The sequence below is a fragment of the Microbacterium awajiense genome, assembly GCF_039536545.1.
In the GTDB taxonomy this organism is placed as follows: domain Bacteria; phylum Actinomycetota; class Actinomycetes; order Actinomycetales; family Microbacteriaceae; genus Microbacterium; species Microbacterium awajiense.
Genome location: NZ_BAAAYU010000005.1, coordinates 975228 through 999980, shown reverse-complemented (window position 1 = coordinate 999980; position 24753 = coordinate 975228). Strand labels below are relative to the sequence as shown.

The window sequence follows — 24753 nt, the reverse complement described above, 5'->3', positions numbered from 1 at the left end:
GCCTGTGGACCGGTCAGCCTTCGGATGTCCTGAGCGGCCCTACCCTCGGAGGGTGGCCACCCGCGACACGCTCAATCGCAGCATCCTGCGCCTGGCCGTGCCCGCACTCGGCGCACTGGTCGCCGAGCCGCTGTTCCTGATCGTCGACTCGGCGCTCGTCGGCCACCTCGGCGTCACCCCACTCGCCGGTCTCGGCATCGCGTCGGCGATCCTGCAGACGATCGTCGGCCTCATGGTGTTCCTCGCCTACGCGACGACCCCGGCCGTCGCGCGGCGGTTCGGTTCGGGTGACCCCGCCAAGGCGGTGTCGGTGGGCATCGACGGGATGTGGCTGGCCCTCGCCATGGGAGCCGGGCTCGCCATCGTGGGCGCGCTCGCCACTCCGCTGCTGGTCGGCCTCTTCGGCGCCGAACCGGCCGTCGCCGCCGAGGCCGAGGTGTACCTGCGGATCTCGATGTGGGGTCTGCCCGCGATGCTCGTCGTCTTCGCCGCGACCGGCCTGCTGCGCGGTATGCAGGACACGGTGACGCCGCTGTGGATCGCCGGCATCGGCTTCGCGGCGAACGCGCTGCTGAACTGGCTGTTCATCTACGGGTTCGGCTGGGGCATCGCCGGCTCCGCCCTGGGCACCGTCGTCGCGCAGTGGGGGATGGTCGCCGCGTATGTCTGGGTGATCGGCCGGCTCGCCCGCACCCACGCGGCGTCGGTGCGCCCGCAGCGCGACGGCGTCGGGGGATCGGCGCGAGCGGGCGGCTGGCTGTTCCTGCGCACCGTCTCGCTGCGGGCGGCGCTGTTGGCGACGGTCGCGGTCGCGACCGCCCTCGGCACCGAGGAGCTCGCGGGCTGGCAGGTCGCCTTCACGGTGTTCTCGACCGCAGCGTTCGCCCTCGACGCCCTCGCGATCGCGGCGCAGGCGCTCATCGGCAAAGAGCTCGGCGCCGCGCGCGAGGGGGAAGTGGTGCGGGTGCTGCGGCGCACGGTCGCGTGGGGGACGTGGTTCGGGGTGCTCGTCGGCCTGGCGATCGGCGGGCTCTCAGGAGTGATCGGTCTCGTGTTCACCGGCGACCCCGAGATCGCGGCTCTCGTGCAGCCGGCCCTCATCGTGCTCGCCGTCGCCCAGCCGGTGTGCGGAATCGTCTTCGTGCTCGACGGCGTGCTCATCGGCGCGGGCGACGCGAAGTACCTGGCGCTGGCCGGACTGATCAACCTCGTGCCGTTCGTGCCCGCCCTGGTGCTGGTCGGCCTGCTCCGACCCGCGGGCGCCGCCGGCCTCGCGTGGCTGTCGGTCGCCTTCTTCGGCGTCTACATGCTCGCGCGACTGGGCACCCTCGGGTGGCGCGTGCGCGGCGCCGCGTGGATGACCGCCGGCTCCTGACCTCTCCCACCCGGTGGAACCGCACCCACCGGCCGAGACGGCGGGTGGCAGCTGCGGTCTCTGCCCGCGGAGGCGGGCTCAGCGGGGGGTGGCCCAGCGGCGGCACCACTCGTACATGACCACGGCGGCCGCGGCACTGGCGTTGATCGACCGGGTGGATCCGTACTGGGTGATCTCGACGCGTCCCGATGCCGCGGCGAGTGCCTCGGGTGAGAGGCCGGGACCCTCCTGGCCGAACAGCAGCACGCACCGCTCGGGAATGTCGGCGGAGTCGACCGGCTGAGCGCCATCGACGTTGTCGATCGCGAGCACCGGGATGCCCGCGGCATCCGCCCATGCGGCGAAGGCGGCGACGTCCTCGTGGTGCCGGACATGCTGGTAGCGGTCGGTGACCATGGCGCCGCGGCGGTTCCATCGGCGACGGCCGATGATGTGCACCTCGGCCGCGGCGAAGGCGTTCGCACTGCGCACGATCGATCCGATGTTCATGTCGTGCTGCCAGTTCTCGATCGCGACGTGGAATGCGTGCCGGCGGGCGTCGAGATCGGCGACGATCGCGTCCATCGTCCAGTAGCGGTAGGCGTCGACCACGTTGCGCCGGTCGCCGTCGGCGAGCAGCTGCCGGTCATAGCGCGGGTCGTCGGGCCAGGCATCCGGACCGCCGGGCCACGGCCCGACGCCGACGCCGACCCCGACCCCGACCGGGATCGTCGGCTCGGCCCCGGGCTCGTCCTCCACGCGGCCAGCGTACCCGCCCCTCTGCCGCGAGAATCAGCGCGCCGGATCGGAATCATCGGCGCGCTGCCGATTCCCACCCGGCACGGCGATTCTCAGTGAGGGGAGGACGGGATTTCGGTGGGCCGAAAAATACTGTACGGTTTCGGTGTGCCGAAAACTCCGATGACGGATGCCGCTCCCGCGGCGACCCCGCGCCGTGCGGGCACGCGGCGGCTCGCGTGGCTCATCGGCCCGGCCCTGGTCGCGGGCGTCGCCTACCTCGACCCCGGCAACGTCGCGAGCAACATGACCGCAGGCGCCCGGTACGGGTACCTGCTGGTGTGGGTCGTCGTGCTCGCGAACGTGATGGCGTGGCTCATCCAGTACCTGTCGGCCAAGCTCGGCATCGTCACCGGACACAGCCTGCCCGAGACGCTGGGCACCCGCATCCGTTCGAAGTGGGGGCGCCGCGCGTACTGGCTGCAGGCCGAGCTGGTCGCGATGGCGACCGACATCGCCGAGGTCATCGGCGGCGCGGTCGCACTGTGGCTGCTCTTCGGCATCCCGCTGCTGTGGGGCGGACTCATCACCGGCACGATCTCGCTGCTGCTGCTGATCGTGCAGTCGCGCGGCGGGGCGAAGCCGTTCGAGTTCGTCGTGATCGCGATGGTCGCCGTCATCGCGGTCGGCTTCACCTACGGCGTCTTCGTCGCGCCTCCTGATCCCGCCGGCGTGCTCGCCGGAATGGTCCCCCGCTTCGAGGGCACCGACTCGGTGCTGCTGGCCGCCTCGATCCTCGGCGCGACGGTCATGCCCCACGCGATCTACGCGCACTCGGCGCTCGCCCGCGACCGATTCGCGCCGAGCGGTCCGGGCCCGCGCATCGGCGTCGACCTCGAGGCGCTGCGCGGCCTGTCGACGCCCCGCCTCCTGCGCGCGACGAAGTGGGACGTCACGATCGCGATGGCGATCGCCGGCACCGTCAACCTCTGCATTCTGCTGCTCGCCGCCGCGAACCTCGCCGGCGTGCCCGGCACCGACAGCCTCGAGGGAGCGTACGCCGCCCTGTACGACGGCATCGGACCGCTGGTGGCGACCCTGTTCGCCGTCGGCCTGCTCGCCAGCGGACTGGCGAGCACATCGGTGGGGGCGTATGCCGGCGCCGAGATCATGCACGGGCTGCTGAAGGTGCGGGTGCCGCTCATCACCCGCCGCCTGGTGACCCTCGTTCCCGCGCTCATCATCCTCGGCATCGGCTTCGATCCGACCCTCGCACTCGTGCTCAGCCAGGTCGTGCTGTCGTTCGGCATCCCGTTCGCGCTCGTGCCGCTCGTCGCCCTCACCGCGCGCCGCGACGTGCTCGGGGAGTACCGCAACCGCGTCGCGACGACGATCGCCGGCGTCGCGGCATCCCTCTTCCTCATCGCCCTCAACGGCGTGCTGCTGTGGCTCGTCTTCACCGGCGCGTAGCCGCCCGCAGCCGCCGGCAGCCGCCGGTAGCCTGAGACGGTGGCCTCCCCTGCCGTCGACGACTACCTCAAGGCGATCTACGCCCACACCGAGTGGCAGGACGAGCGCATCACGCCGTCGCAGCTGGCGGGCGAACTCGGTCTGGTGCCGTCGAGCGTGACCGAGATGGTGCAGAAGCTCGCCGCGCAGGGGCTCGTCGACCACCGGCCGTACGGCCCCGTGGCGCTCACGACGGCGGGTCTGCGACGCGCTGCGGCGATCACACGGCGACACCGGCTCATCGAGACATGGCTGGTGCGCGAGTACGGCTACTCGTGGGACGAGGTCCACGACGAGGCCGAGGTGCTCGAACACGCCGTGAGCGATCGTCTGCTCGACCGCATCGACGAGCGGCTGGACCACCCGAGATTCGATCCGCACGGCGATGCGATCCCCGACGCCTCCGGCCGGGTCGAGCGCGAGCCGTTCGTGCTGCTCGGACTCGCCCCCGTGGGCCATGTCGGCCGCGTGCTGCGCGTCAGCGACCGCGATCCCGACGTGCTGCGCGCCGCCGAGGCGGCGGGCGTCGAAGTCGGCGTCGAGGTCGCGGTGCTCGCACCGACCACGATCGACATCGACGGCGCGCCGGTCGAACTGCCGTCCGCGGCGTCCGGCGCCGTGTGGCTCAGCGCCTGACGGATGCCGCCTTCGCGAACGGCCACGACACCCCGGTGGTCTCCTCGGCGAACCGCCACAGCCGCTCGGCGACCTCGGGGTCGCGCGTGACCTTCGACGCGGTCTGCCTGCGCGGCTTGCCGCGCATGCCGGTGTACGGGCCCCAGTAGTCGCCGCCCGACACGTCGGCGGCGGTGAGCGCGTGCACGAGCGGCCAGGCGCCCTGCAGCTTGGACTGCGAGATGGGCGCCTGCAGATTGTCGACGAAGCGCGAGCCGCGCGACGGACTGTTGACCCCGACGATGCCGGGCGAGCGACCGCTCGTCGAGTAGCCCGGATGCGCCACGACGCTCAGGACGTCGACGTCGGCATCGCGCAGGCGCCGGTCGGCCTCGAAGCCGAGCGCCGTCGTGGCCACTTTCGACTGCACGTACGCGCGCCACCCCGTGTAGCCCTCGATGAGCTGCGGATCGACGGGATCGTACGGCGTCAGCGACGTCGACATGCTGCCGAGCCACACCATGCGCCCACCCGCTGCGGCGAGCGTGGTCAGAAGCTCGCCTGCGAGCGCGAAGTGGCCGAGGGCGTTCGTGGCCATGACGAGCTCGCTGCCGTCGGGCGCCGTCTCGCGCGCCGTCGGCGGATGCACCATGCCGGCGTTCAGCAGCAGGCCGTCGAGCTTCTTGCGGGCGCGCGCGCTCGCTGCCGCGGCCCGAACCGAGCCGAGGTTGCTCGTGTCGAGCAGCAGTGACTCGACCCGCGCAGGGTCGGCCTCGGGCACCCGCCGCCGCACGGCGGCCCGCGCCTGCGCGAGGCGGTTCGGATTGCGGCCGGTCATCACCACGGTGGCTCCGGCGCGCACGAGGTGCTCGCTCGAGAAGTAGCCGAGTCCCGCGTTCGCCCCGGTGACCAGATAGGCGCGCCCCGCCAGGTCGGGGAGGTCCCACGCCTGTCGTGCCACACCTCGACTCTAGGGTGTCGGACCGCCGGTTAGGCTGAGCGCGAGCGGAGCGCCGACCGACTTCGCCGGTGCAGGAGGTGACGCCGATGGGTGCGCTCGACGACGGCGAGAAGGTCATGGCTGCGGATGCCGCGACCTGGCGCGCGTGGCTCGAAGCCCACCACGAGGCATCCCGCGGCGTCTGGCTCGTGCGCGCCCGCAAGGGGTCCGGCATCCAGTCGGTCGGCTACGAGGATGCGATCCGCCACGCCTTGTGCTTCGGCTGGGTCGACGGCCCGACCCGCTCGTTCGACGAGCAGACGAGCGGTCTGTGGTTCTCGCCTCGCCGGCCGCGGAGCGGTTGGGCGGCCACCAACAAGGCCCGGGTCGTCGAGCTGCAGCGCGACGGTCTGCTGCATCCGGCCGGCGTCCGCGCCATCGAGATCGCGAAGGAGAACGGCTCGTGGTCGCTGCTGGACAACTCCGAGGCGCTGCGCGAACCCCCAGACCTCGAAGCGGCGCTCGACGAAGCGCCCGCCGCCCGCGCGCACTGGAACGCCTTCCCGCCGTCGGCCCGCAAGCTGGGCATCGCGACCGTCGATCTGGCGCGTCGCGCCGACACGCGCGCGAGGCGCATCGCGAAACTGGTGGCGGATGCCGCGGAGGGAAAGCGCCCATGACCGAGTTCGAGCAGCAGCTGCTCTTCGCTGCGACCGCCATCGTGCTGGTGGGCACGCTGATCGTGTTCGCGTGGCAGTACTTCCGAAACCGCGGCGACGACGACTGAGCGCTACTGCGGCTGCAGCTTGAGGTCGTCGAGGTCGACCGCGGCCAGCCACTGCAGACCGGCGGCCTCGACCGCAGCCTGCGCGCCCGTCGCGCGGTCGACGATCACCGCGACCGCGACCGGCTCGGCGCCCTCGCGACGCAGCGCCTCGACGGCCTTCAGCGCCGACTGACCCGTGGTCGAGGTGTCTTCGACCACGACGACGCGCTTGCCCGCGACGTCCGCCCCCTCGATCTGGCGGCCGCGCCCGTGGTCCTTGGGCTCCTTGCGCACGACGAACGCGTCGAGCGGCCGCGTGGTGCGCGCCGACTCGTGCATCATCGCGTTCGCGATCGGGTCGGCGCCGAGTGTGAGCCCGCCGACGGCGACGATGCCGTCGATGTCGCGTACGAGATCGAGCATGATCCTGCCGATGGCGGGCGCCGCACGGTGGTCGAGCGTCAGCTTGCGCATGTCGACGTAGTACGTCGCCTTCTTGCCGCTGGAGAGTGTGAACTCGCCGTGGAAGACCGCCTCGGCGCCGATGAGGGCGATGAGGTTCTGCCGGTCGAGTTCGAGTTCGGGCGTGGAGGCGGCGGTCATGCCCACGAGTCTATGGACACGTACGCGGTCCGTGCTCGCGTGCGCGGCGGCGCTCGCACGCCCCTCTAGAGTCGAGGGTGATCGTGTGCGGCGCCGGACCCGAGCGCCGCGTCCCGGAGCGAGGGAGCCCCGTATGCGCATCGGCATCGTCACCGAGCCGCCCGGCGAGAACCGCGTCGCCGCGACGCCCGTCACCGTCCCGAAGATCATCGCCCTGGGCTACGAGGTCGTGGTCGAGGCCGGTGCAGGAACGGCATCCTCCTTCCCCGACGACGCCTACCGCGAGGCGGGGGCGTCGGTCGTCGATGCGGCGACGGCGTGGGGGTCGGAGATCGTGCTGAAGGTGACGCCGCCGACCGAGGCCGACATCGCGCGGCTGTCCGACGGCGCGACGCTGATCGGGATGCTGAGCCCCGCGCTGCGCCCGGATCTGGTCGAGGGGTTGGCGACACGAGGGATCACGGCGCTCGCGATGGACGCGGTGCCCCGCATCTCGCGCGCGCAGTCGATGGACGTGCTGAGCTCGATGGCGAACATCTCGGGATACCGCGCGGTCGTCGAGGCCGCGCACGAGTTCGGCCGCTTCTTCACCGGGCAGGTGACCGCGGCCGGCAAGGTGCCGCCGGCCACCGTTCTCGTCGCCGGTGCGGGCGTCGCCGGACTCGCGGCGATCGGTGCCGCCTCGAGCCTGGGCGCCGTCGTCCGCGCGACCGACCCGCGGCCCGAGGTCGCCGACCAGGTGCGCTCGATCGGCGGTGAGTACCTCGAGGTCGTCGTCCCCGACGAACAGAAGGAGGTCTCGAGCGACGGGTACGCGAAGGCGACGAGCGAGGCCTACGACCGCCGCGCGGCTGAGATCTACTCGGAGCAGGCGCGCGAGGTCGACATCGTCATCACGACCGCGCTCATCCCCGGACGACCCGCGCCGCGACTGCTGACGGCGGAGGACGTCGCGAGCATGAAGCCCGGAAGCGTCGTCGTCGACATGGCTGCCGCACAGGGCGGCAACGTGGCCGGGTCCGTCGCCGGCGAGCGGGTCGTCACCGACAACGGCGTCGTGATCCTCGGCTACACCGACCTGGCCGGCAGGCTCCCCGCGCAGGCATCGCAGCTGTACGCGACCAACCTGCTCAATCTGCTGAAGCTCGTGACCCCCGAGAAGGACGGTCGGCTCACCCTCGACTTCGACGACGTCGTGCAGCGCGGCGTGACCGTCGTGCGCGACGGAGCGTCGACCTGGCCACCCCCGCCCGTGAGCGTGTCAGCGGCGCCGGCGCCGGCCGCCGCGACCGCCGCAACCGCCCCACCGCCGAAGAGATCGCGCTTCACGCCGGCCGTGCGTGCGGCACTGGCGGTGGCGGGCATCGCGCTGCTGTTCCTGGTGAGCGCCGTCGCACCGGCGCCGCTTCCGCAGCACCTCACAGTGCTGACCCTGTCGGTCGTGGTGGGGTTCTACGTGATCAGCAAAGTCACCCATGCGCTGCACACACCGTTGATGAGCGTGACCAACGCGATCTCGGGCATCATCGTCGTGGGCGCCATCGTGCAGCTCGCGGTGCCGAACGTGACGGTGCAGATCCTCGCCGCGGTCGCGGTGCTGCTGGCGAGCATCAACATCTTCGGAGGGTTCGCGGTCACCCGCCGAATGCTCGCGATGTTCACGAAGGGCGACGCGCGGTGACCGCCGGGTCGGTCGCGACCGCGGCCTACATCGTCGCCGCGCTGCTGTTCATCCTGAGCCTCGCGGGGCTCAGCCGCCACGACACCGCCCGCCGCGGCGTCGTGTACGGCATGATCGGCATGGCCCTGGCCCTCGCCGCCACCATCTGGGTCACGGTCACCTCGTCCTGGGGTGGCGAACAGGCCGCCCTCGGCCTCACCCTGCTCGTCGTCGCGATGCTGGTGGGTGCCGCGATCGGCCTCTGGCGTGCCGGCCGTGTCGAGATGACCGGGATGCCGCAGCTCATCGCCCTGCTGCACTCGTTCGTCGGTCTCGCGGCGGTGCTCGTCGGCTGGAACGGCGCCCTCTACGACACCGGCCTCGAGGGGGCGCTGGCCGACATCCACCACGCCGAGGTCTTCATCGGGGTCTTCATCGGCGGGGTGACGTTCACGGGGTCGATCGTCGCGTTCCTCAAGCTCTCGGCGCGCATCTCGTCGAAGCCGCTCATGCTGCCCGGCAAGAACGCCCTGAACCTGGGCGCCGTCGTCGTGTTCATCGGGCTCACCGTCTGGTACGTCCTCACCCCCGACCTGTGGCTGCTCATCGTGGTCACCGTTCTCGCCCTCGCGCTGGGCTGGCATCTGGTCGCCTCGATCGGCGGCGGAGACATGCCCGTCGTCGTCTCGATGCTCAACAGCTACTCGGGCTGGGCCGCCGCCGCCGCGGGCTTCCTGCTGAACAACGATCTGCTCATCGTCACCGGTGCGCTCGTCGGCTCGTCCGGTGCCTACCTGTCTTACATCATGTGCAAGGCCATGAACCGGTCGTTCCTCTCGGTGATCGCCGGCGGGTTCGGCATCGAGGCACCGCGCTCGGGCGACGAAGAGATCGGCGAGCACCGCGAGATCGACGCCGAGACCGCCGCCGAGATGCTCGCCGGCGCCGACAGCGTCGTCATCACCCCCGGCTACGGCATGGCCGTCGCCCAGGCGCAGTACCCGGTCGCCGAGCTCGCCTCGCGGCTGCGCGAACGCGGCGTCGACGTGCGCTTCGGCATCCATCCTGTCGCGGGACGCCTGCCCGGGCACATGAACGTGCTGCTGGCCGAGGCCAAGGTCCCGTACGACATCGTGCTCGAGATGGACGAGATCAACGACGACCTGCCCGACACCTCGGTCGTGCTCGTGATCGGCGCGAACGACACCGTCAACCCCGCCGCGGCCGAAGACCCGGGCAGCCCCATCGCCGGCATGCCGGTGCTGAAGGTCTGGGAGGCCGAGAACGTCATCGTGTTCAAGCGGTCGATGGCCTCGGGCTACGCCGGCGTGCAGAATCCGCTGTTCTTCCGCGACAACGCCCAGATGCTCTTCGGCGACGCCAAGGATCGCGTGGAGGACATCCTGCGGGCGCTGTGATCGGCGATCGGCGTCGCCGGCCGACCGTAGGCTTGGACCCATGCGCCTGGCCACCTGGAACGTCAACTCGATCCGTGCGCGCGTCGACCGCATCGTCGACTTCGCGGTGCGCGAGAGCGTGGACGTGCTCGCGATGCAGGAGATCAAGTGCCGCGTCGACCAGTTCCCCCTCGACCGGTTCGAAGAGGCCGGGTACCACGTCGAGGCCCACGGGTTCTCGCAGTGGAACGGCGTTGCGATCGCCAGCCGCGAGCCGATGACCGACGTGGCGACGGCGTTCCCCGGCATGCCGGGCTTCGCGAAGGGCCACGAGGGTCCGGATGCCCCGCAGGAGGCCCGGGCGATCGGTGCCACCATCGACGGCGTGCGGGTGTGGAGCCTGTACGTGCCCAACGGGCGGGCGCTGGGCGACCCGCACTACGACTACAAGCTGCACTGGCTGAAGGCGCTCGAGGACGACACCCGAGCCACACTCGCCGGCGACCCCGACCTGCCGCTCGCCCTCGTCGGCGACTTCAACATCGCCCCCACCGACGCCGACAACGGCGACCCTTCGGTCGTGCCCGGGTTCGCGACCCACGTCTCACCGCCCGAGCGCGAGGCCTTCGCGGCGCTCGAGTCCGCCGGCGTGCAGGACGTCGTGCGACCGCTCGTGCCCACGGGCTTCACGTACTGGGACTACAAGCAGCTGCGCTTCCCGCGCAACGAAGGGATGCGGATCGACTTCATCCTCGGTTCGCGCGCGCTCGCCAACGCGGTGACCGGCGCGCAGATCCACCGAAACGAACGCAAGGGCGACGGCCCCAGCGACCACGTCCCCGTCGTCGTCGATCTCGACTTCGCGGGTGATGACGACGACGATCGCCCCATGATCTTCTGAGGAGGCACACCCATGAAGGCCCTCGGCACCGTCGCCGCCGTGATCGGCGGCATCCTCGCACTGCTCGCCGTGCCACTGGTCGTGGTGATCGTGGGTGTCCGATCGGGAGACCGACGGTTCATCCGCGCCCTCACCCGGCTGCAGCGCGACGTGGTCAACAAGGGCGCGATGCAGGTCGCCGGCCAGCCGGGCGCGCCGTACGCCGTCGTCGAGCACGTCGGGCGCCGGAGCGGCACCGCGTACGAGACGCCGGTGACCCCGATCCGCGACGGCGACGGATGGGTGATCGCGCTGCCCTACGGGGACGAGACCGCGTGGGCGCGGAACGTCGTCGCGGCAGGGTCCGCGGTCCTGCGATTCGACGGAGAACGCCGCGCGGTCGAGGGCGTCGAGATCGTGCCGATCGCCGACACGGCACTGGCCGGGCAGCAGCCGGGAGTCATCAAGCTGTTCGGCATCCGCTGGGCGGTTCGCATGAGCGACGCCGCCTGATCAGTCGGGCTCGGGTGTGCAGTCGGCGGGCGGACTGTTGCCGCTGATGGCGAAGTCCTCGCACGTGAGGAAGTGCTCCTGGTTGGCCCCGAGCAGGAACGACGCCACCGCGACCCCGACCACGACGAGAGCGATCAGCCACTTCGTGGAGACCCGCGTACGACCGCCGAAGTCGGGCCACACGATCCGCACCAGCACCCAGAGCGTGAACGGAAGACCGATCAGCACCGCGAGGATGGCACCGACGTCGATGATGAATTCGAACAGGTCGGCGGCCTCGTCGTTCAGGGTGAACATCAGCACGAGCCACGCTGACGGCAGCAGCAGCAGGAACGCCCGCACCAGTCTCGCGCCCACCGGTCTGCGCTCGACCAGCACGAACACGAACGCCGCCGTCGAGGCCGCCCACACCGTGAGCAGCTGATCGAAGAAGAGGTCCTCCCACGCTCCGAGCGTGAATGCCGGCCACCACACGACGACGGCCATGCCCACCATGACGACGCCGACAGGCACGTCGCGATCCGCCGTGCGGTCGCGCGCACGCTTCTCGACCTCGCTCACCCTCCGCACGCTAGCGTCCGTGGGCCCCTTCACCCGGGAAGGCGCGCGCGCCGAGCGGCGCCCCGGCGCCGGCCGGACGCTTCCCGCCCCCGGGGCATCTCCGCCCTGCGGGGGATGCCCTGCCGCACCGCTCCGCCTACCGTAGGGGGATGTCCTCGCGTCTGACCCCCGCGCCCTCGACGGCCGACGGTGTTCGCACGCCCCCGACACCAGGAGAGCTCCGAGCGGACATCTGGCTGGCCGCCGCACTGTTCGTGGGGGCGGTGCTCAGCGCCGCACTCGGATCGACCGCCGGGTTCTACTCCGGCGACAGCCCTGACCTTGCCTGGGCGCTTCTGTTCGCCGCAGGCCTCACCGCCCCCCTTGCGGTACGCCGCCGCTACCCCGAGGTGGCCGCGATCGCGGTCACCCTCGCGTTCTTCGTGGGAGTGACCGCGCGCATCCCCGAGCTGTACGTGAGCAACATCGCGATGTTCATCGCCGTCTACACCGTCGGCGCGTGGGTCGACGACCGTCGCCGCGCGATGTGGGTGCGTGCCGCCATCATCGTCGGCATGTTCGTCTGGCTGCTCGTGACGACGTTCCAGTCGGCTATCGCGCCCGACGACGACGGGCCGTCGCGCGCGGGCATGTTCTCGCCGTTCGTCGCCGTCATGCTGATCCAGTTCCTCGTCAACGCCGCGTTCTTCGGCGGCGCCTACTACATGGGCGATCGCGCCTACGACGCGGCGATCCAGACGCAGCGCCTCGAGCAGAGGACGCGTGAGCTCGAGCGCGAGCGCGAGCGCACGGCAGCGCAGGCGGTCGCCCTCGACCGCGTCCACATCGCGCGAGAGCTGCACGACGTCGTCGCCCATCACGTGTCGTCGATGGGAGTGCAAGCCGGCGCGGCTCGCACGGTGATGGAGAAGGATCCGGGTGCCGCGCGCGCGGCACTCCTGCAGATCGAGCGGTCGGCGCGCGAGAGCCTGGACGAGCTGCGCCACCTGCTCGAGACGCTGCGCTCGCCGCTCGACGACACCCCCGACGCCTCGACCGCTCGGCTCGACGGCATCGCCGAACTCGCCGAACATGCGACCGCCAACGGGCTGACCACCGTTTTCACGGTCGTCGGAGACGAGGTCGAGGTGAGCGAGATCGTGCAGGTCGCCGCGTACCGCATCGCGCAGGAGGCGCTGACCAATGCCCGTCGTCACGCGGGTGCGGATGCCACAGCCGACGTGCGACTGCGCTTCACGGGTGAGGTCATCGAACTCGAGGTGAGCAACACCGGACGCATCTCGCCGCCCGCGACGGCAGGGCTCGGCACGGTCGGCATGCGCGAGCGCGCCGCCGCCGTGGGAGGTTCGGTCGAGATCGGACCTCGCCCGCGCGGCGGCTATCTGGTCCGCGCGCGGCTGCCCCTCTCGGTGCCGGTGCTCGCGTGAGCGGGCACAGCTCGGCAGCCGGGGCGATCCGCGTGCTGCTCGTCGACGACCACGCGGTGATGCGGGCGGGTTTCCGCATGATCCTCGAAGCCGCGGGCGGCATCACCGTCGTCGGCGAAGCCTCGACCGGCCGTGAGGCGGTCGAGGCGGCCGCGCGCGTGCGGCCGGACGTCATCTGCATGGACGTGCAGATGCCCGACCTCGATGGAATCGAGGCCACACGCCGTCTTTCTGCCGACCCGGACACGGACGCGGCGATCGTGATCGTCACGACGTTCGACCGCGACGACTATCTATTCACGGCGCTGGACGCCGGCGCGAGCGGCTTTCTGCTCAAGAACGCGGGACCGGAAGAGCTCGTCAGCGCCGTGCGGGTCGCGGCAGCGGGCGATGCGCTCCTGGCGCCGGCGGTCACACGCCGTGTGATCGAGCGGTTCGCCTCAACGCCCGCCTCCCCCCGCGACACCGCGAGCCAGGTCGTCGAACCGGTGCCGCCCACGCCGGCCCTCACCGACCGCGAGGCCGAGGTGCTGCGTCTGGTCGCGCTCGCGCAGAGCAACGCCGAGATCGCAGCCGCGCTGTTCATCGGCGAGGCCACGGTCAAGACCCACGTGTCGAACGTGCTCCAGAAGCTGGGCGCTCGCGATCGCGTGGCGGCGGTCGTCTACGCACACCGTCACGGCCTCGTCTGAATCTCCGTCCCACGGTGGATGTGGGACCCCGCCCCCCTCCGTAGCGTGGAGCGCATGCTGCAATTGACAGGGATCACCAAGTCCTACGGAGATCGTCGGGCTCTCGACGACGTGTCGTTCGAGGTCCGCGCCGGTCGTCTCACCGGCTTCGTCGGCGGAAACGGCGCCGGCAAGACCACCGCCATGAGGATCGTGCTCGGCGTACTGGGCAAGGACGCCGGCTCCATCACGCTGAACGGCGCGGAACTCACCCCCGGCGACCGTCGCCACTTCGGCTACATGCCCGAAGAGCGAGGCCTGTACCCGAAGATGAAGGTGCACGAGCACATCACCTACCTCGCCCGTCTGCACGGGTTCTCGCGAGCGGATGCCGCCACTCGCGCCCGCGACCTTCTCGAGCGGCTCGGTCTCGGCGAGCGCCTCAACGACAACGTCGAAGCACTCTCGCTCGGCAACCAGCAGCGCGCGCAGATCGCCGCCGCCCTCGTCCACGACCCCGAGGTGCTCATCCTCGACGAGCCGTTCTCGGGTCTCGATCCGCTCGCGGTCGACGTGGTCGCCGGGGTGCTGCATGAGCGCGCCGAGGCGGGCGTCGCCGTGCTCTTCTCCTCGCACCAGCTCGATGTCGTCGAGCGCCTCTGCGATGACCTGGTCATCATCGCCGGCGGCACGATCCGCGCCGCAGGTCCGCGAGACGCGCTCCGGCGCCAGCACTCCACACACCGCTACGAGCTGGTCTCGTCGGGGGATGCCGGATGGCTGCGCGACGAGCCCGGCGTCGAGGTGGTCGAGTTCGACGGCGGCTTCGCCCTCTTCGACGCCGACAGCGACGACGCCGCTCAGCGGGTGCTGCGCCTGGCCGTCGAACGGGGCGACGTCGCCAGCTTCGCCCCGCAGCATCCGTCCCTCGCGCAGATCTTCAAGGAGGTCATCCAGTGAGCGCCCCCACTCCCGCCCCCAGCGCCGCTCAGAGCGTCTGGCTCGTCGCCGAACGCGAGATCGGATCGAAGCTGCGCAGCAAGGTGTTCGTCATCTCGACGGCGATCCTGCTCGTCGGAGCGCTCGCCCTCGTCATCTGGGCCGGCTTCTCGGCCCGCGACACGAGCGGCACCCCTGTCGCGGTGACGAGTGACGCCGCCCCGATGGTGTCGAGCACCGCCGGACTCGAGGTCACGGAAGTCGGTGATCGCGCGGCGGCCGAAGAACTCGTCGCATCCGGCGACGTGGATGCCGCGGTCGTCGCCGACCCCGCGTCGCCTGTCGGGTTCGCGCTCATCGGAGACGAGGGAGTCTCATCGACGCTGCTGCTGCAGTTCGCCCAGGTGCCTCCCGTCGAACTGCTCAACCCCGAGGCGATGAACTCGCAACTCGCCTATCTCGCGGCGATCGGGTTCGGCGTGGTGTTCCTGATGGCGGCCTCGCTGTTCGGCGGCACCATTGCGCAGAGCGTCGTGGAAGAAAAGCAGACGCGGGTGGTCGAGCTGCTCATCTCGGCGATCCCGGTCCGTGCGCTCCTGGCGGGCAAGGTGATCGGAAACACGATCCTGGCCATGGCGCAGATCCTGCTGCTGGCGGCGATCGCCGTCATCGGGCTGACGGTGTCGGGGCAGTCCGCGGCTCTTGCCGGGCTCGGCGGTCCTATCGCCTGGTTCGCGGTGTTCTTCCTCTTCGGCTTCGTGCTGCTCGCATCGCTGTTCGCCGCGGCCGCGTCGATGGTGTCGCGCCAGGAGGACATCGGGGCGACCACGACGCCGTTGACGATGCTCATCATGGCGCCGTACTTCCTGGTGATCTTCTTCTTCGACAACCCCGTCGTCCTCGCCGTCATGTCGTATGTGCCGTTCTCGGCGCCCGTGGGCATGCCGATGCGCATCTTCCTCGGAACGGCCGAGTGGTGGGAGCCGCTGCTGTCGCTGGCGATCCTCATCGCGACGTGCGTCGCCGCGATCGTGATCGGCGCGCGGATCTATCAGAACTCTCTGCTGCGCATGGGCGGCAGGGTGAAGATGTCGGACGCCCTCGCATCCCAGCGCTGAGTCGACGACCCCGTCAGGATCGCTTCGCCGCGCGCCCGGAGTGGCCGACGAGTGCGTCGGCGGCACGGACGAGCGCGAGGTGCGACAGCGCCTGCGGCGTGTTGCCGGCCTGTCGGCCTTGCTGGATGTCGTACTCCTCCGAGAGCAATCCGACGTCGTTGGCGAGGCCGCACAGGCGGTCCATCAGCGCGTTCGCGTCGTCGAGGCGGCCCGAACTCGCGTACTGCTCGACAAGCCAGAACGAACAGGCCAGGAACGGATGCTCGTCGCCGTCGAGCCCGTCCACCCCGGCCTCGGTGCGGTAGCGGCGCAGCAGCCCGTCGCGCAGCAGGTCGGCCTCGAGCGCGGCGACGGTGCCCAGCATCCGCGGGTCGTCGTAGTCGCAGAAGCCGACCTGGGGCAGCAGCAGCAGGGAGGCGTCGACCTCGGGCGAGCCGTAGTGCTGCACGAAGGTGTTGCGGCCGGCATCGAAACCGTGCTCTTCGATCTCGGCGCGCATGCGGTCTCGCAGCCGTGCCCATAGCGCGTCGTCACCCTCGAGCCCACCGCGGCGGACCGCGCGCACTCCCCGGTCCAGCGCCGCCCAGATCATCACCCGCGAGTGGGTGAACATGCGGGCCTCGCCGCGGATCTCCCAGATGCCCTGGTCGGGGCGGTCGATGAAGTCGACGACCTGACCGAGCAGCGCGCGCTGCAGGCTCCATGAGAACTCGGTCTCGGCGACTCCGGCGGCTCGGGTGGCCTCGAGCGCGACCATGACTTCGCCGATGACGTCGGCCTGGTACTGGTCGACCGCGCCATTGCCCACTCGCACGGGCGCCGACCCGCGGTAGCCGGGCAGACTGGTGAGTTCGCGCTCGGCGAGGTCGCGCTCGCCGGAGAGTCCGTACATGATCTGGGTGTCGGCGGGATCTCCGGCGACTGCACGCAGCAGCCATTGCCGCCAGCGCTGCGCCGTGCGCACGAAGCCGTGGTCGAGCAGAGCCTCGAGCGTGAGCGCGGCATCGCGCAGCCACACGTAGCGGTAATCCCAGTTGCGGGACCCGCCGAACTGCTCGGGCAGAGACGTCGTCGCCGCGGCGACGATGCCACCCGTGTCCTCGTGGGTGAGTGCGCGCAGCACCAGAAGCGACCGCACGACCTCGTCATGATGGGGTCCGGCGTGGTCGATGCCCTCGGCCCATTCCGTCCACCAGCGTCGCGTGCGCTCGCGGGCCGTGTCGGCGTCGGTGGGCTCGGGTGCGTCGTGGTGCGAGGGAAACCACGTGAGGGTGAGGTCGGTGAACTGCCCTGCCGTGACCGAGATCGTGCCGGTGTGCGCACGATCGGCGGGAGTCAGCGTCGCGCCCCGCAGCAGCAGGGCGTCGGGCCCGGCGATCGCGAGCACGGCGGGCACGAATTCGGTCCCGACCTGGCGCACCCACGGCAAGGAGCGCGCATAGTCGAAGCGGAACCGCACCTCGTGGTCGAACTCGACGGTGCCCTCGATGCCGACCACGCGGCGGATGAGGTCGACGCGTGGTCCGTCGACGGGCATGAAGTCGTGCACCTCGGCGATGCCGTGGCGCGTCTCCCAGCGCGTCACGAGCAGGAAGGTGTCGCCGTCGTAGCGGCGGGTGGCGGTGGCCGAGCGATCCATCGGGCGCAGGCGCCAGCATCCGTGGTCTTCATCGCCCAGCAGTGCGCCGAAGACCGAGGCGGAGTCGTAGCGCGGCACGCACAGCCAGTCGATGCTGCCTTCCCTCGAGACCAACGCCGCCGTGCGACAGCTGGTGATGAGCGCGTAGTCCTCGATCGGTGCGGGCATGTCCCCGATTCTTGCAGGCCGCTATCGTGGCCGTCATGGCGACGGAGACGACCCTGCTCATCCTCGGCGCGTCGGGCGACCTGACCTCCCGGCTGCTGCTTCCCGCCCTCGGGCAGCTGCTGCTGCGCGAACCCGCACGCCGCGTGCACCTCAGCGGCGCGGGCATGGACGACTGGAGCGACGCCCAGTGGCACGACGTCGTCCGCGAGGCGTTCGCCACGACGGACGCGCAGGACGCCTTCGCCGCTGTGGCTTCGACCACGTACACGCAGGCCGACATCACGCGGCCGGAGGATCTCGCCCGACTCGTGGGCGCCTCCACCGGCCGGCTCGCCCTCTACTTCGCCGTGCCGCCGAGTGTCGCGGCGGCCTCGTGCGATGCACTGAAGGGCGTCGCTCTTCCCGACGGCACCGTGCTCGCTCTCGAGAAGCCGTTCGGCACCGACGAGGAGAGCGCCCGCGCGCTGAACCGAACGCTGACGGCTCTCGTGCCGGAGCACCGGATCTTCCGCGTCGACCACTTCCTGGGGCGCTCCACACTGCTCAACATCCTCGGTGTGCGCTTCGCCAATCGGGTGTTCGAGCCGGTGTGGTCCGCCGACCACGTCGAATCCGTGCTTGTCCGCTACGACGAGTCCCTGGGTCTGGAGGGACGGGCCGGCTACTACGACCGCGCGGGCGCTCTGATCGACATGATCCAGAGCCACCTGCTGCAGGTGCTCGCGATCCTCGCCATGGAGCCCCCGGCGACCCTGAACGAGCGCGATCTGCGCGATGCGATCGGTGCGGCCCTGCGGGCGACCCACATCTGGGAGGACAACCCCGTTCGCTTCTCGCGGCGCGCCCGGTACACGGCGGGCACGGTCGGCGACCGCGCGCTCCCCGCCTACGTCGATGAGGCCGGCGTCGATCCCGCACGGGGAACGGAGACCCTCGCCGAACTCACGTTCGAAGTGCGCACCGCACGATGGGCCGGCGTTCCCTTCACGCTGCGATCCGGCAAGGCGTTGACCGGACGCGATGCGGAGATCGTGATCACCTTCCAGCCGGTGCGGCACCTTCCCGCGGGATTCACCGGCGAGACGCGGGGCTCGGTGCTGAGGTTCGTGCTCGGGCCGGACCAGATGTCGCTCGAGATCGACGTGAACGGCGGCGACGACCCGTTCGCACTCGAGCGAGCACTTCTCGAGGCCGATCTCGGCGAGGGTGCTCTCAAGGCGTACGGCGAAGTGCTCTCCGGCATCCTCGACGGCGACGCCGTGCTCTCGGTGCGCGGCGACGCCGCGGAGGAGTGCTGGCGCATCCTCCATCCCGTGCTGGATGTGTGGCGCCGTGGCGACGTGCCGCTCGAGGAGTACCCGGCGGGTTCGGCCGGCCCCGCGGACTGGCCGATGCTCCCCTGAACGGGTCGCGTCAGATCATGCCCTCGGCGGGGACCATCAGGGCGATCACGTTGCCGGCGGGGTCCCGGAACCACGCGATGTCGGGACCGCCCTCGAATCCGCGGGCGATGCCCTTCTCATCGGTGCCGAAGTCGGGGTCGGTGTAGATCTTGGTCACGACCCCGCGACCGTTGAGGTCGTCGACGGCGGCTTCGACATCGGCCACCGCGAAGTTGAGCACCGTGAAGCTCGCCGGCTCGTGGTCCTCCTTCGCATAGACGAAGATCGGACTCCCGCCGGGCGGCGCGATCCGCATCGCGCCCATCTCGGCGTTCACCTCGACCGGTAGCCCGAGGGTGTCGGCGTAGAAGGCAGCCGCCGCGTCGATGTCATCGACCGAGAAGCTGCTGAACGGTGTGTCGGGTGTGAACATGGCGCCTCCCACCACTGGTTCTCTCACCCACGTTCCTCCCCGATCGGGTCGATGTCCAGAGTGTCAGCGCTCGACGAGCACACCGTCGGGGTCGGCCCACACGCCGCGCCCCGGGGTGAAGACGACCCCGCCGATCTCGACCGGCACGTCGACCTCTCCGCGGCCGTCCTTCGCACTCCTGCGCGGGTTGAACCCCAGCGCTTTCACGCCGATCGACAGGCCGCTGATCGCCGTGCGGTCGCGCACGGCCCCGTGCACGATGATGCCCGCCCACCCGTTGTCGACCGCGGATGCGGCGATGAGATCGCCGACCAGCGCCGACTCCAGCGAACCGCCGCCGTCGATCACGAGCACCGCGCCGTCACCGGACGAGGCGAGCATCGCCTTCACCAGCGCGTTGTCGCGGTGGCAGCGCACCGTGCGGATCGGGCCGTGGAACGCCGGACGCCCGCCGACGTCGTGCAGCGGTACCGAGAGCGAGTCGAGCCTGTCACCCCGCTGGTCGTAGAGGTCTGCCGTCGCGATGTCCATTCCCTCAGGCTAGGAGGCGGCGCTGCCCCGCTCGTCGGCGTCCGGCGCAGAAGGATCCTCCGATTTCACGGACGGGGAACTCCGCGGGTTCCGATCGGCGTGCACGGCGGTGAACAGCGACAATGACTCGCCGTCGTCGTCGGGGCCGCGCTCTTTGAATTCCAGGGCGAGGTCGTGCAGCCGCTGGTGCAACTCGGCCTTGTGGTCGGCGTTGAGCCGAAGCCCGAGCCAGGTGATGTCGAGCTCATCCTCATCGAGTCCCTCGATCTGCTGCAGGAAGGTCTCGACGAGGATGCGGCCGCCGCCGTCGCGCATCGGCGTGCGCCATGACAGTCCCGTCGCGCGGTACGGCACCTCACGGGCTCCCTGCGCGCCGGCGCGCTCGTCCTCGGCGGCGAGGAACCCGGTCGCCACGAGCGTGCGCACGTGGTGGAGCATCGTGCCGGGGTTCATGTCCAGCAGTTCGGCGAGCTCCTTGTTGGTCCGCGAGTCGAACGCGCACAGCCGAAGGATCCGCAGTCGCAACGGCGAGCTGAGGGCGCGCATGCGCGCCTCGAGTTCGGGATCGTCGTCCCGCGGAATGTGGGCGTTCCGGCCGGTCACACCCCCAGCGTACTGCGACTGATTGACATCACTCAATCGGTCACTCAGACTGATTGACATGTCTCAATCAGAGGATGCCGTCGCGGACACCGAGGGATCGGCACCCGCATCCGACCGCAGGGGCTCGCTGTGGCGCGACGGCAACTTCCTGACGATGTGGACGGGGCAGGCGTTCTCGCAGTTCGGCGCGCAGATCACCGAGCTCGCGATCCCGGTGCTCGCCGTGCTCGCCCTGGGCGCGACCGAGTTCGAGGTCGGTGTGCTGACCGCCGCGAATCTCGCCGCGTTCCTGATCGTCGGTCTGCCCGCCGGCGCCTGGATCGACCGGATGCGCAAGCGGCGGGTCATGATCGCGGCCGACGCGGTGCGTGCGATCGCTCTCGGAGTGCTGCCCCTGCTGTGGGTGCTCGGGGTGCTCGAGATGTGGCATCTCATCGCGGTCGCCTTCGTGATGGGCGTCGCGACCGTGTTCTTCGACGTGTCGTACCAGAGCATCATCCCCTCGCTGGTGCGTCGTGATCAGATCGCCGAGGCGAACGGCAAACTCGAGTCGACCCACCAGGTCGCCGGCCTCGCCGGACCCGCCGTGGGCGGGTGGCTGATCGGTGCGCTCGCCGCGCCCATCGCGATCCTCGTGACCGTGGGCACCTACGTGATCTCGTTCTTCGCACTGCTGTCCACGCGCGACCACGAGCAGCCCCGCGCGGAGGAGGACCGCAGACCTCTCGCGCAGGAGATCGCCGAGGGCCTGAACTGGGTGTTCGGGAACCCCCTGCTGCGGCGCATCGTGCTGACGACCGCCACGGCGAACTTCTTCGGCACCGTCGGGATGACCCTGCTGCCGATCTTCGTGCTGCGCGAGCTGGGCCTCAGCCCCGAGATGCTGGGGATCGCGTTCTCGCTCGGCGCCGTGGGCGGCCTTCTCGGTGCGATGGCGACGCCGCGGATCGTGGCGCGCGTCGGCGAGGCCCGCGCCATCCCGATGAGCGCCATCGCCTTCTGCATCGCGCCGTTCTTCCTGCCGGCGATCTCGCTCGTGCCCGACCTCGCCTTCCCGCTGCTGGTCGTTCAGATGTTCGTGATGAGCTTCACGGTGCTGCTCTACAACATCACGCAGGTGAGCTTCCGCCAGCGCATCACGCCGCCGCGTCTGCTCGGCCGCATGAACGCGTCGATCCGGTTCGTCGTCTGGGGCGTGATGCCGATCTCAGCACTGCTCGCGGGTGCGGTCGGCGCGTGGATCGGCACCGTGCCCACCCTGTGGCTCGGGGCTGCCGGCGAACTGCTGGCGTGCCTGTTCGTCGTGGTCGGACCGTTCTGGGCGATGCGCGACCTGCCCGACGCGCACGGATAGGCGGGAATGATCTCACGTTCCATGCGTTCGCATGGAACGTGGGCCGATGGCGTCCCTCGGACCGATCATCGACCCAGGAGAAGCCATGACCCCGACCCTCGACCGCACCGCGGCCACCGACGCCCCGATCCTCGACGTGCTCGCCGAGCGCTGGAGCACCCGCGTCTTCGACGCGGACACCCCGATCGACGAGTCCGCCCTCGCGGCCGCTCTCGAAGCGGCGCGCTGGGCGCCCACGGCGGCCAACACGCAGCCGTGGCGCGTGATCGTCGCCCGCCGGGGAACCTCCGCGCACACGCGCATCGCCGAGAGCCTCGCGGGGTTCAACCGCGCATGGGCCCCCGCGGCCGGAGCGCTCGTGGTCTTCGTCGCCGAGACCGAGCGCGACGGCCGGCCGATGGACTGGGCACTGTACGACACCGGCCAGGCCGCGGCGCACTTCACCGTGCAGGCACACGCCGACGGCCTCTACACCCACCAGATGGGCGGGTTCGATCGCGATGCCGTCCGCGCGGCCTTCGGACTGCCGGCGACGCTGACCCCGGTCACCGTCATGGCGGTCGGCGTATACGGCGACCTCGACGAGGCACCCGCCGAACTGCGCGAGCGCGAGGCGGCCCCGCGTCTGCGCCGCCCCATCTCCGAGTCCACGATCGTCGACGCCTGAGCCGAGCCGCGCGACCGCTCAGTCGTCGAGCAGCTCGGCCTCGATCACGTCGTCGTCGGCCGGGGCGGCGGCATCCGGCCGCTCGCTGGTGAGCACCAGCGCCGACCCGTCGGCGGCGACATCGACCCGCACGGTGTCGCCGTCGCGCACGCCGCCCGAGAGAAGGGCCATCGCGAGACGGTCCTGGATCTCGGACTGGATGAGCCGGCGCAGCGGCCGCGCCCCGAACACGGGGTCGTAGCCGCGCTCGGCGAGCCACGTGCGCGCTTCGGGCGTGACGGCGAGTTCGAGACGGCGGTCGTGCAGGCGGCGCTGCAGCGCGTCGACGGCGAGCTCGACGATCTGGGCGAGGTCGTCCTCGGTCAGCGCCTGGAAGATCACCGTGTCGTCGAGCCGGTTCACGAACTCGGGTTTGAACGCCTGACGGACAAGACCCTGGACCTGCTCCCGCTTCTGGTCGAATGTCAGCGTCGGATCGATGAGGATCGGAGATCCGAGGTTCGACGTCAGGATCAGGATGACGTTCGTGAAGTCGACCGTGCGGCCCTGGCCGTCGGTGAGGCGGCCGTCGTCCATGACCTGCAGCAGCACGTCGAACACCTCGGGGTGCGCCTTCTCGACCTCGTCCAGCAGCACCACCGAGTAGGGGCGCCGGCGCACAGCCTCGGTCAGCTGACCACCCTGCTCGTAGCCGATGTACCCGGGCGGGGCTCCGACGAGCCGCGAGACCGAGTGCTTCTCTCCGTACTCCGACATATCGATGCGCACCATGGCGTGCTCATCGTCGAAGAGGAACTCGGCGAGCGCCTTGGCCAGCTCGGTCTTGCCGACGCCTGTCGGACCGAGGAACAGGAACGATCCGGTCGGACGATTCGGGTCGCTGATACCCGCTCGCGAGCGGCGGACGGCATCTGCCACGGCCTTGACGGCCTGCTTCTGACCGATGATGCGGCGGCCGAGCTCGCGCTCGAGGTTCAGCAGCTTCTCGCTCTCGCCCTGCAGCAGCCGGCCGACGGGGATGCCGGTCCACGCGGCGATCACCGCGGCGATGTCCTCGTCGGTGACCTGCTCGTTGACCATGCGGTCCTGATCCGGCGTCGCCTCGGCGCGCTCGGCTTCGGCGAGCTCCTGCTGAAGGCGCTTGATCGTCTCGTACTCGAGCTTCGACGCCCGCGTGTAGTCGGCCTCGCGCAGCGCGCGATCACGATCGGTGTAGGCCTGGTCGAGCTGCTTCTTGAGGTCGCCGACGCGGTTGAGCGACGCGCGCTCCTGCTCCCAGCGTGCCTCGAGCACGCTGAGCTCGGCGGTCGCGGCTTCCATCTGCTCGCGCAGCTTGGCCAGGCGCTCCTTCGACGCGTCGTCCTTCTCCTTCTTGAGCGCCAGTTCCTCCAGGCGCATGCGATCGACCTGGCGGCGCAGCTGGTCGATCTCCATCGGGCTCGAGTCGATCTCCATCTTGAGGCGGCTCATCGCCTCGTCGATCAGGTCGATCGCCTTGTCGGGCAGCTGCCGGCTGGGGATGTAGCGGTTCGACAGGGACGCAGCGGCGACGAGAGCGCTGTCGCTGATCGTCACGCCGTGATGGGCCTCGTAGCGGCCCTTCAGCCCGCGCAGGATCGCCACCGTGTCCTCGACGCTCGGCTCGCCGACGTAGACCTGCTGGAAGCGGCGCTCCAGCGCGGCGTCCTTCTCGATGAACTCGCGGTACTCGTTGAGCGTCGTGGCGCCGATGAGGCGCAGCTCGCCGCGCGCGAGCATCGGCTTGAGCATGTTGGAGGCGGCGACCGACCCCTCGCCGCCGCCGGCACCCATCAGCACGTGCAGTTCGTCGATGAAGGTGATGATCCGGCCGTCGGAGTCGGTGATCTCCTTCAGCACGCTCTTGAGCCGCTCCTCGAACTGTCCGCGGTACATCGCTCCGGCCACGAGCGCCGAGATGTCGAGGGTGACCAGTTCCTTGTCCTTGAGCGACTCGGCGACGTCTCCTGCGACGATGCGCTGGGCCAGCCCTTCGACGACGGCGGTCTTGCCGACGCCCGGCTCGCCGATGAGCACCGGGTTGTTCTTGGTGCGGCGGGTGAGCACCTGGCTGACCCGTCGGATTTCGCTGTCGCGACCGATGACGGGGTCGAGCTTGCCCTGCCGTGCGCGGTCGGTGAGGTTGATCCCGAACTGCTCGAGGGCGCTGGCCGCGTCCTCCTGCCCGGGCATCTGCGTGGCGTTCATGGGTTCTCCTGAAAGTCTGGGGACTCAAACTTGAGTCGTATGCACTCAAGTTTATCAGG

At 70.4% G+C, this 24753-nt stretch carries 24 protein-coding genes; 15 read left to right on the top strand and 9 right to left on the bottom strand.

The genetic code is table 11. From position 1 onward, the window contains the following. Nucleotides 1-52 precede the first annotated feature (52 nt). The gene (locus tag ABD663_RS11415) at nucleotides 53-1375 is read left to right on the top strand and encodes an MATE family efflux transporter (protein WP_344738601.1); all 1323 of its coding nucleotides are present in this window, start codon (nucleotides 53-55) and stop codon (nucleotides 1373-1375) included. A gap of 78 nt (nucleotides 1376-1453) precedes the next feature. On the opposite strand, the gene ABD663_RS11410 is transcribed toward ABD663_RS11415, so the two are convergent. After that, nucleotides 1454-2113, bottom strand: a complete 660-nt coding sequence (locus tag ABD663_RS11410; RefSeq protein ID WP_344738599.1) for a TrmH family RNA methyltransferase — start codon at nucleotides 2111-2113, stop codon at nucleotides 1454-1456. A 162-nt stretch (nucleotides 2114-2275) separates the two neighbouring features. Here ABD663_RS11410 and ABD663_RS11405 point away from each other — a divergent pair, with 162 nt between their 5' ends. Next, on the top strand, nucleotides 2276-3562 hold the full coding sequence (locus tag ABD663_RS11405) for an Nramp family divalent metal transporter (RefSeq protein WP_344740221.1): 1287 nt from the start codon (nucleotides 2276-2278) through the stop codon (nucleotides 3560-3562). Nucleotides 3563-3601: 39 nt separating this feature from the next. Then, nucleotides 3602-4237 carry a metal-dependent transcriptional regulator gene (locus tag ABD663_RS11400; RefSeq protein WP_344738597.1) on the top strand — a complete coding sequence of 212 codons (636 nt, stop codon included), beginning with the start codon at nucleotides 3602-3604 and terminating at the stop codon, nucleotides 4235-4237. Here the strand turns inward: ABD663_RS11400 and ABD663_RS11395 are convergent. Beyond that, on the bottom strand, nucleotides 4227-5177 hold the full coding sequence (locus ABD663_RS11395) for an SDR family NAD(P)-dependent oxidoreductase (protein ID WP_344738595.1): 951 nt from the start codon (nucleotides 5175-5177) through the stop codon (nucleotides 4227-4229). The genes ABD663_RS11400 and ABD663_RS11395 overlap by 11 nt on opposite strands. Nucleotides 5178-5263: 86 nt before the next feature. Between ABD663_RS11395 and ABD663_RS11390 the strand changes: the two genes are divergently transcribed. Beyond that, nucleotides 5264-5836 carry a YdeI/OmpD-associated family protein gene (locus ABD663_RS11390; RefSeq protein ID WP_344738593.1) on the top strand — a complete coding sequence of 191 codons (573 nt, stop codon included), beginning with the start codon at nucleotides 5264-5266 and terminating at the stop codon, nucleotides 5834-5836. 110 nt (nucleotides 5837-5946) lie between these two features. Here the strand turns inward: ABD663_RS11390 and pyrE are convergent, their stop codons facing one another. Beyond that, entirely contained in the window at nucleotides 5947-6525 is a 579-nt protein-coding gene (pyrE, locus tag ABD663_RS11385; protein WP_344738591.1) for an orotate phosphoribosyltransferase, read from the bottom strand. Between the two features lie 133 nt (nucleotides 6526-6658). Between pyrE and ABD663_RS11380 the strand changes: the two genes are divergently transcribed. From ABD663_RS11380 to ABD663_RS11365, 4 genes are read left to right on the top strand one after another with little or no spacing between them, the layout of a single operon-like run. Then, nucleotides 6659-8206, top strand: a complete 1548-nt coding sequence (locus ABD663_RS11380) for a Re/Si-specific NAD(P)(+) transhydrogenase subunit alpha (protein WP_344738589.1) — start codon at nucleotides 6659-6661, stop codon at nucleotides 8204-8206. Beyond that, on the top strand, nucleotides 8203-9603 hold the full coding sequence (gene pntB / locus ABD663_RS11375; RefSeq protein ID WP_344738587.1) for a Re/Si-specific NAD(P)(+) transhydrogenase subunit beta: 1401 nt from the start codon (nucleotides 8203-8205) through the stop codon (nucleotides 9601-9603). Before ABD663_RS11380 ends, pntB begins: the two co-directional genes overlap by 4 nt. Nucleotides 9604-9643: 40 nt before the next feature. Beyond that, nucleotides 9644-10483, top strand: a complete 840-nt coding sequence (locus tag ABD663_RS11370; protein ID WP_344738585.1) for an exodeoxyribonuclease III — start codon at nucleotides 9644-9646, stop codon at nucleotides 10481-10483. Between the two features lie 12 nt (nucleotides 10484-10495). Next, a complete protein-coding gene (locus tag ABD663_RS11365) occupies nucleotides 10496-10975 on the top strand; it encodes a nitroreductase family deazaflavin-dependent oxidoreductase (protein ID WP_344738583.1) in 480 nt (159 codons plus the stop codon). On the opposite strand, the gene ABD663_RS11360 is transcribed toward ABD663_RS11365, so the two are convergent. Then, complete coding sequence (locus ABD663_RS11360; protein WP_344738581.1) at nucleotides 10976-11536, bottom strand: hypothetical protein; 561 nt, start codon at nucleotides 11534-11536, stop codon at nucleotides 10976-10978. 149 nt (nucleotides 11537-11685) lie between these two features. Between ABD663_RS11360 and ABD663_RS11355 the strand changes: the two genes are divergently transcribed. Genes ABD663_RS11355 through ABD663_RS11340 form a run of 4 tightly spaced genes read left to right on the top strand, consistent with a single transcriptional unit; the run spans nucleotide 11686 to nucleotide 15691 of the window. Then, nucleotides 11686-12963, top strand: coding sequence for a sensor histidine kinase (locus ABD663_RS11355; RefSeq protein WP_344738579.1), 1278 nt, complete (start codon nucleotides 11686-11688; stop codon nucleotides 12961-12963). 59 nt (nucleotides 12964-13022) lie between these two features. Then, a complete protein-coding gene (locus ABD663_RS11350) occupies nucleotides 13023-13655 on the top strand; it encodes a response regulator (protein WP_425561797.1) in 633 nt (210 codons plus the stop codon). Nucleotides 13656-13709: 54 nt separating this feature from the next. Continuing rightward, on the top strand, nucleotides 13710-14594 hold the full coding sequence (locus tag ABD663_RS11345) for an ABC transporter ATP-binding protein (protein WP_344738575.1): 885 nt from the start codon (nucleotides 13710-13712) through the stop codon (nucleotides 14592-14594). Further along, nucleotides 14591-15691: an ABC transporter permease gene (locus ABD663_RS11340; protein WP_344738573.1), complete on the top strand. Its 1101-nt coding sequence runs from the start codon at nucleotides 14591-14593 to the stop codon at nucleotides 15689-15691. Before ABD663_RS11345 ends, ABD663_RS11340 begins: the two co-directional genes overlap by 4 nt. Nucleotides 15692-15704: 13 nt before the next feature. On the opposite strand, the gene ABD663_RS11335 is transcribed toward ABD663_RS11340, so the two are convergent. Beyond that, entirely contained in the window at nucleotides 15705-17498 is a 1794-nt protein-coding gene (locus ABD663_RS11335) for a glycoside hydrolase family 15 protein (protein WP_344738571.1), read from the bottom strand. 35 nt (nucleotides 17499-17533) lie between these two features. Here ABD663_RS11335 and ABD663_RS11330 point away from each other — a divergent pair, with 35 nt between their 5' ends. Beyond that, a complete protein-coding gene (locus ABD663_RS11330; RefSeq protein ID WP_344738569.1) occupies nucleotides 17534-18901 on the top strand; it encodes a glucose-6-phosphate dehydrogenase in 1368 nt (455 codons plus the stop codon). A 10-nt stretch (nucleotides 18902-18911) separates the two neighbouring features. Here the strand turns inward: ABD663_RS11330 and ABD663_RS11325 are convergent, their stop codons facing one another. The 3 genes from ABD663_RS11325 to ABD663_RS11315 all read right to left on the bottom strand — a co-directional run bounded on the left by ABD663_RS11325 (nucleotide 18912) and on the right by ABD663_RS11315 (nucleotide 20447). Beyond that, nucleotides 18912-19313 carry a VOC family protein gene (locus tag ABD663_RS11325; protein ID WP_344738566.1) on the bottom strand — a complete coding sequence of 134 codons (402 nt, stop codon included), beginning with the start codon at nucleotides 19311-19313 and terminating at the stop codon, nucleotides 18912-18914. A 63-nt stretch (nucleotides 19314-19376) separates the two neighbouring features. Next, nucleotides 19377-19844: a ribonuclease E activity regulator RraA gene (rraA, locus tag ABD663_RS11320; protein WP_344738564.1), complete on the bottom strand. Its 468-nt coding sequence runs from the start codon at nucleotides 19842-19844 to the stop codon at nucleotides 19377-19379. A 9-nt stretch (nucleotides 19845-19853) separates the two neighbouring features. Further along, complete coding sequence (locus ABD663_RS11315; RefSeq protein WP_344738562.1) at nucleotides 19854-20447, bottom strand: ArsR/SmtB family transcription factor; 594 nt, start codon at nucleotides 20445-20447, stop codon at nucleotides 19854-19856. 58 nt (nucleotides 20448-20505) lie between these two features. On the opposite strand from ABD663_RS11315, the gene ABD663_RS11310 reads away from it, so the two are divergent. Together ABD663_RS11310 and ABD663_RS11305 are read left to right on the top strand one after the other, a co-directional pair. Further along, nucleotides 20506-21801, top strand: a complete 1296-nt coding sequence (locus tag ABD663_RS11310) for an MFS transporter (protein WP_344738560.1) — start codon at nucleotides 20506-20508, stop codon at nucleotides 21799-21801. Between the two features lie 85 nt (nucleotides 21802-21886). Continuing rightward, on the top strand, nucleotides 21887-22468 hold the full coding sequence (locus ABD663_RS11305; protein ID WP_344738558.1) for a nitroreductase family protein: 582 nt from the start codon (nucleotides 21887-21889) through the stop codon (nucleotides 22466-22468). A gap of 18 nt (nucleotides 22469-22486) precedes the next feature. Here ABD663_RS11305 and ABD663_RS11300 read toward each other — a convergent pair whose 3' ends face one another. After that, nucleotides 22487-24694 (bottom strand): ATP-dependent Clp protease ATP-binding subunit, encoded by a 2208-nt coding sequence (locus ABD663_RS11300; protein WP_344738555.1) that lies wholly within the window; start codon nucleotides 24692-24694, stop codon nucleotides 22487-22489. Nucleotides 24695-24753 lie beyond the last annotated feature (59 nt).

What these genes read in the sequence shown, in the direction of transcription:
- ABD663_RS11405 (WP_344740221.1), top strand. Translation starts at nt 2,276, where the DNA reads ATGACGGATGCCGCTCCCGCGGCGACCCCGCGCCGTGCGGGCACGCGG.
- ABD663_RS11390 (WP_344738593.1), top strand. Translation starts at nt 5,264, where the DNA reads ATGGGTGCGCTCGACGACGGCGAGAAGGTCATGGCTGCGGATGCCGCG.
- pyrE (WP_344738591.1), bottom strand. Translation starts at nt 6,525, where the DNA reads ATGACCGCCGCCTCCACGCCCGAACTCGAACTCGACCGGCAGAACCTC.
- ABD663_RS11380 (WP_344738589.1), top strand. Translation starts at nt 6,659, where the DNA reads ATGCGCATCGGCATCGTCACCGAGCCGCCCGGCGAGAACCGCGTCGCC.
- ABD663_RS11370 (WP_344738585.1), top strand. Translation starts at nt 9,644, where the DNA reads ATGCGCCTGGCCACCTGGAACGTCAACTCGATCCGTGCGCGCGTCGAC.
- ABD663_RS11365 (WP_344738583.1), top strand. Translation starts at nt 10,496, where the DNA reads ATGAAGGCCCTCGGCACCGTCGCCGCCGTGATCGGCGGCATCCTCGCA.
- ABD663_RS11355 (WP_344738579.1), top strand. Translation starts at nt 11,686, where the DNA reads ATGTCCTCGCGTCTGACCCCCGCGCCCTCGACGGCCGACGGTGTTCGC.
- ABD663_RS11350 (WP_425561797.1), top strand. Translation starts at nt 13,023, where the DNA reads ATGCGGGCGGGTTTCCGCATGATCCTCGAAGCCGCGGGCGGCATCACC.
- ABD663_RS11345 (WP_344738575.1), top strand. Translation starts at nt 13,710, where the DNA reads ATGCTGCAATTGACAGGGATCACCAAGTCCTACGGAGATCGTCGGGCT.
- ABD663_RS11335 (WP_344738571.1), bottom strand. Translation starts at nt 17,498, where the DNA reads ATGCCCGCACCGATCGAGGACTACGCGCTCATCACCAGCTGTCGCACG.
- ABD663_RS11330 (WP_344738569.1), top strand. Translation starts at nt 17,534, where the DNA reads ATGGCGACGGAGACGACCCTGCTCATCCTCGGCGCGTCGGGCGACCTG.
- ABD663_RS11325 (WP_344738566.1), bottom strand. Translation starts at nt 19,313, where the DNA reads ATGTTCACACCCGACACACCGTTCAGCAGCTTCTCGGTCGATGACATC.
- rraA (WP_344738564.1), bottom strand. Translation starts at nt 19,844, where the DNA reads ATGGACATCGCGACGGCAGACCTCTACGACCAGCGGGGTGACAGGCTC.
- ABD663_RS11310 (WP_344738560.1), top strand. Translation starts at nt 20,506, where the DNA reads ATGTCTCAATCAGAGGATGCCGTCGCGGACACCGAGGGATCGGCACCC.
- ABD663_RS11305 (WP_344738558.1), top strand. Translation starts at nt 21,887, where the DNA reads ATGACCCCGACCCTCGACCGCACCGCGGCCACCGACGCCCCGATCCTC.
- ABD663_RS11300 (WP_344738555.1), bottom strand. Translation starts at nt 24,694, where the DNA reads ATGAACGCCACGCAGATGCCCGGGCAGGAGGACGCGGCCAGCGCCCTC.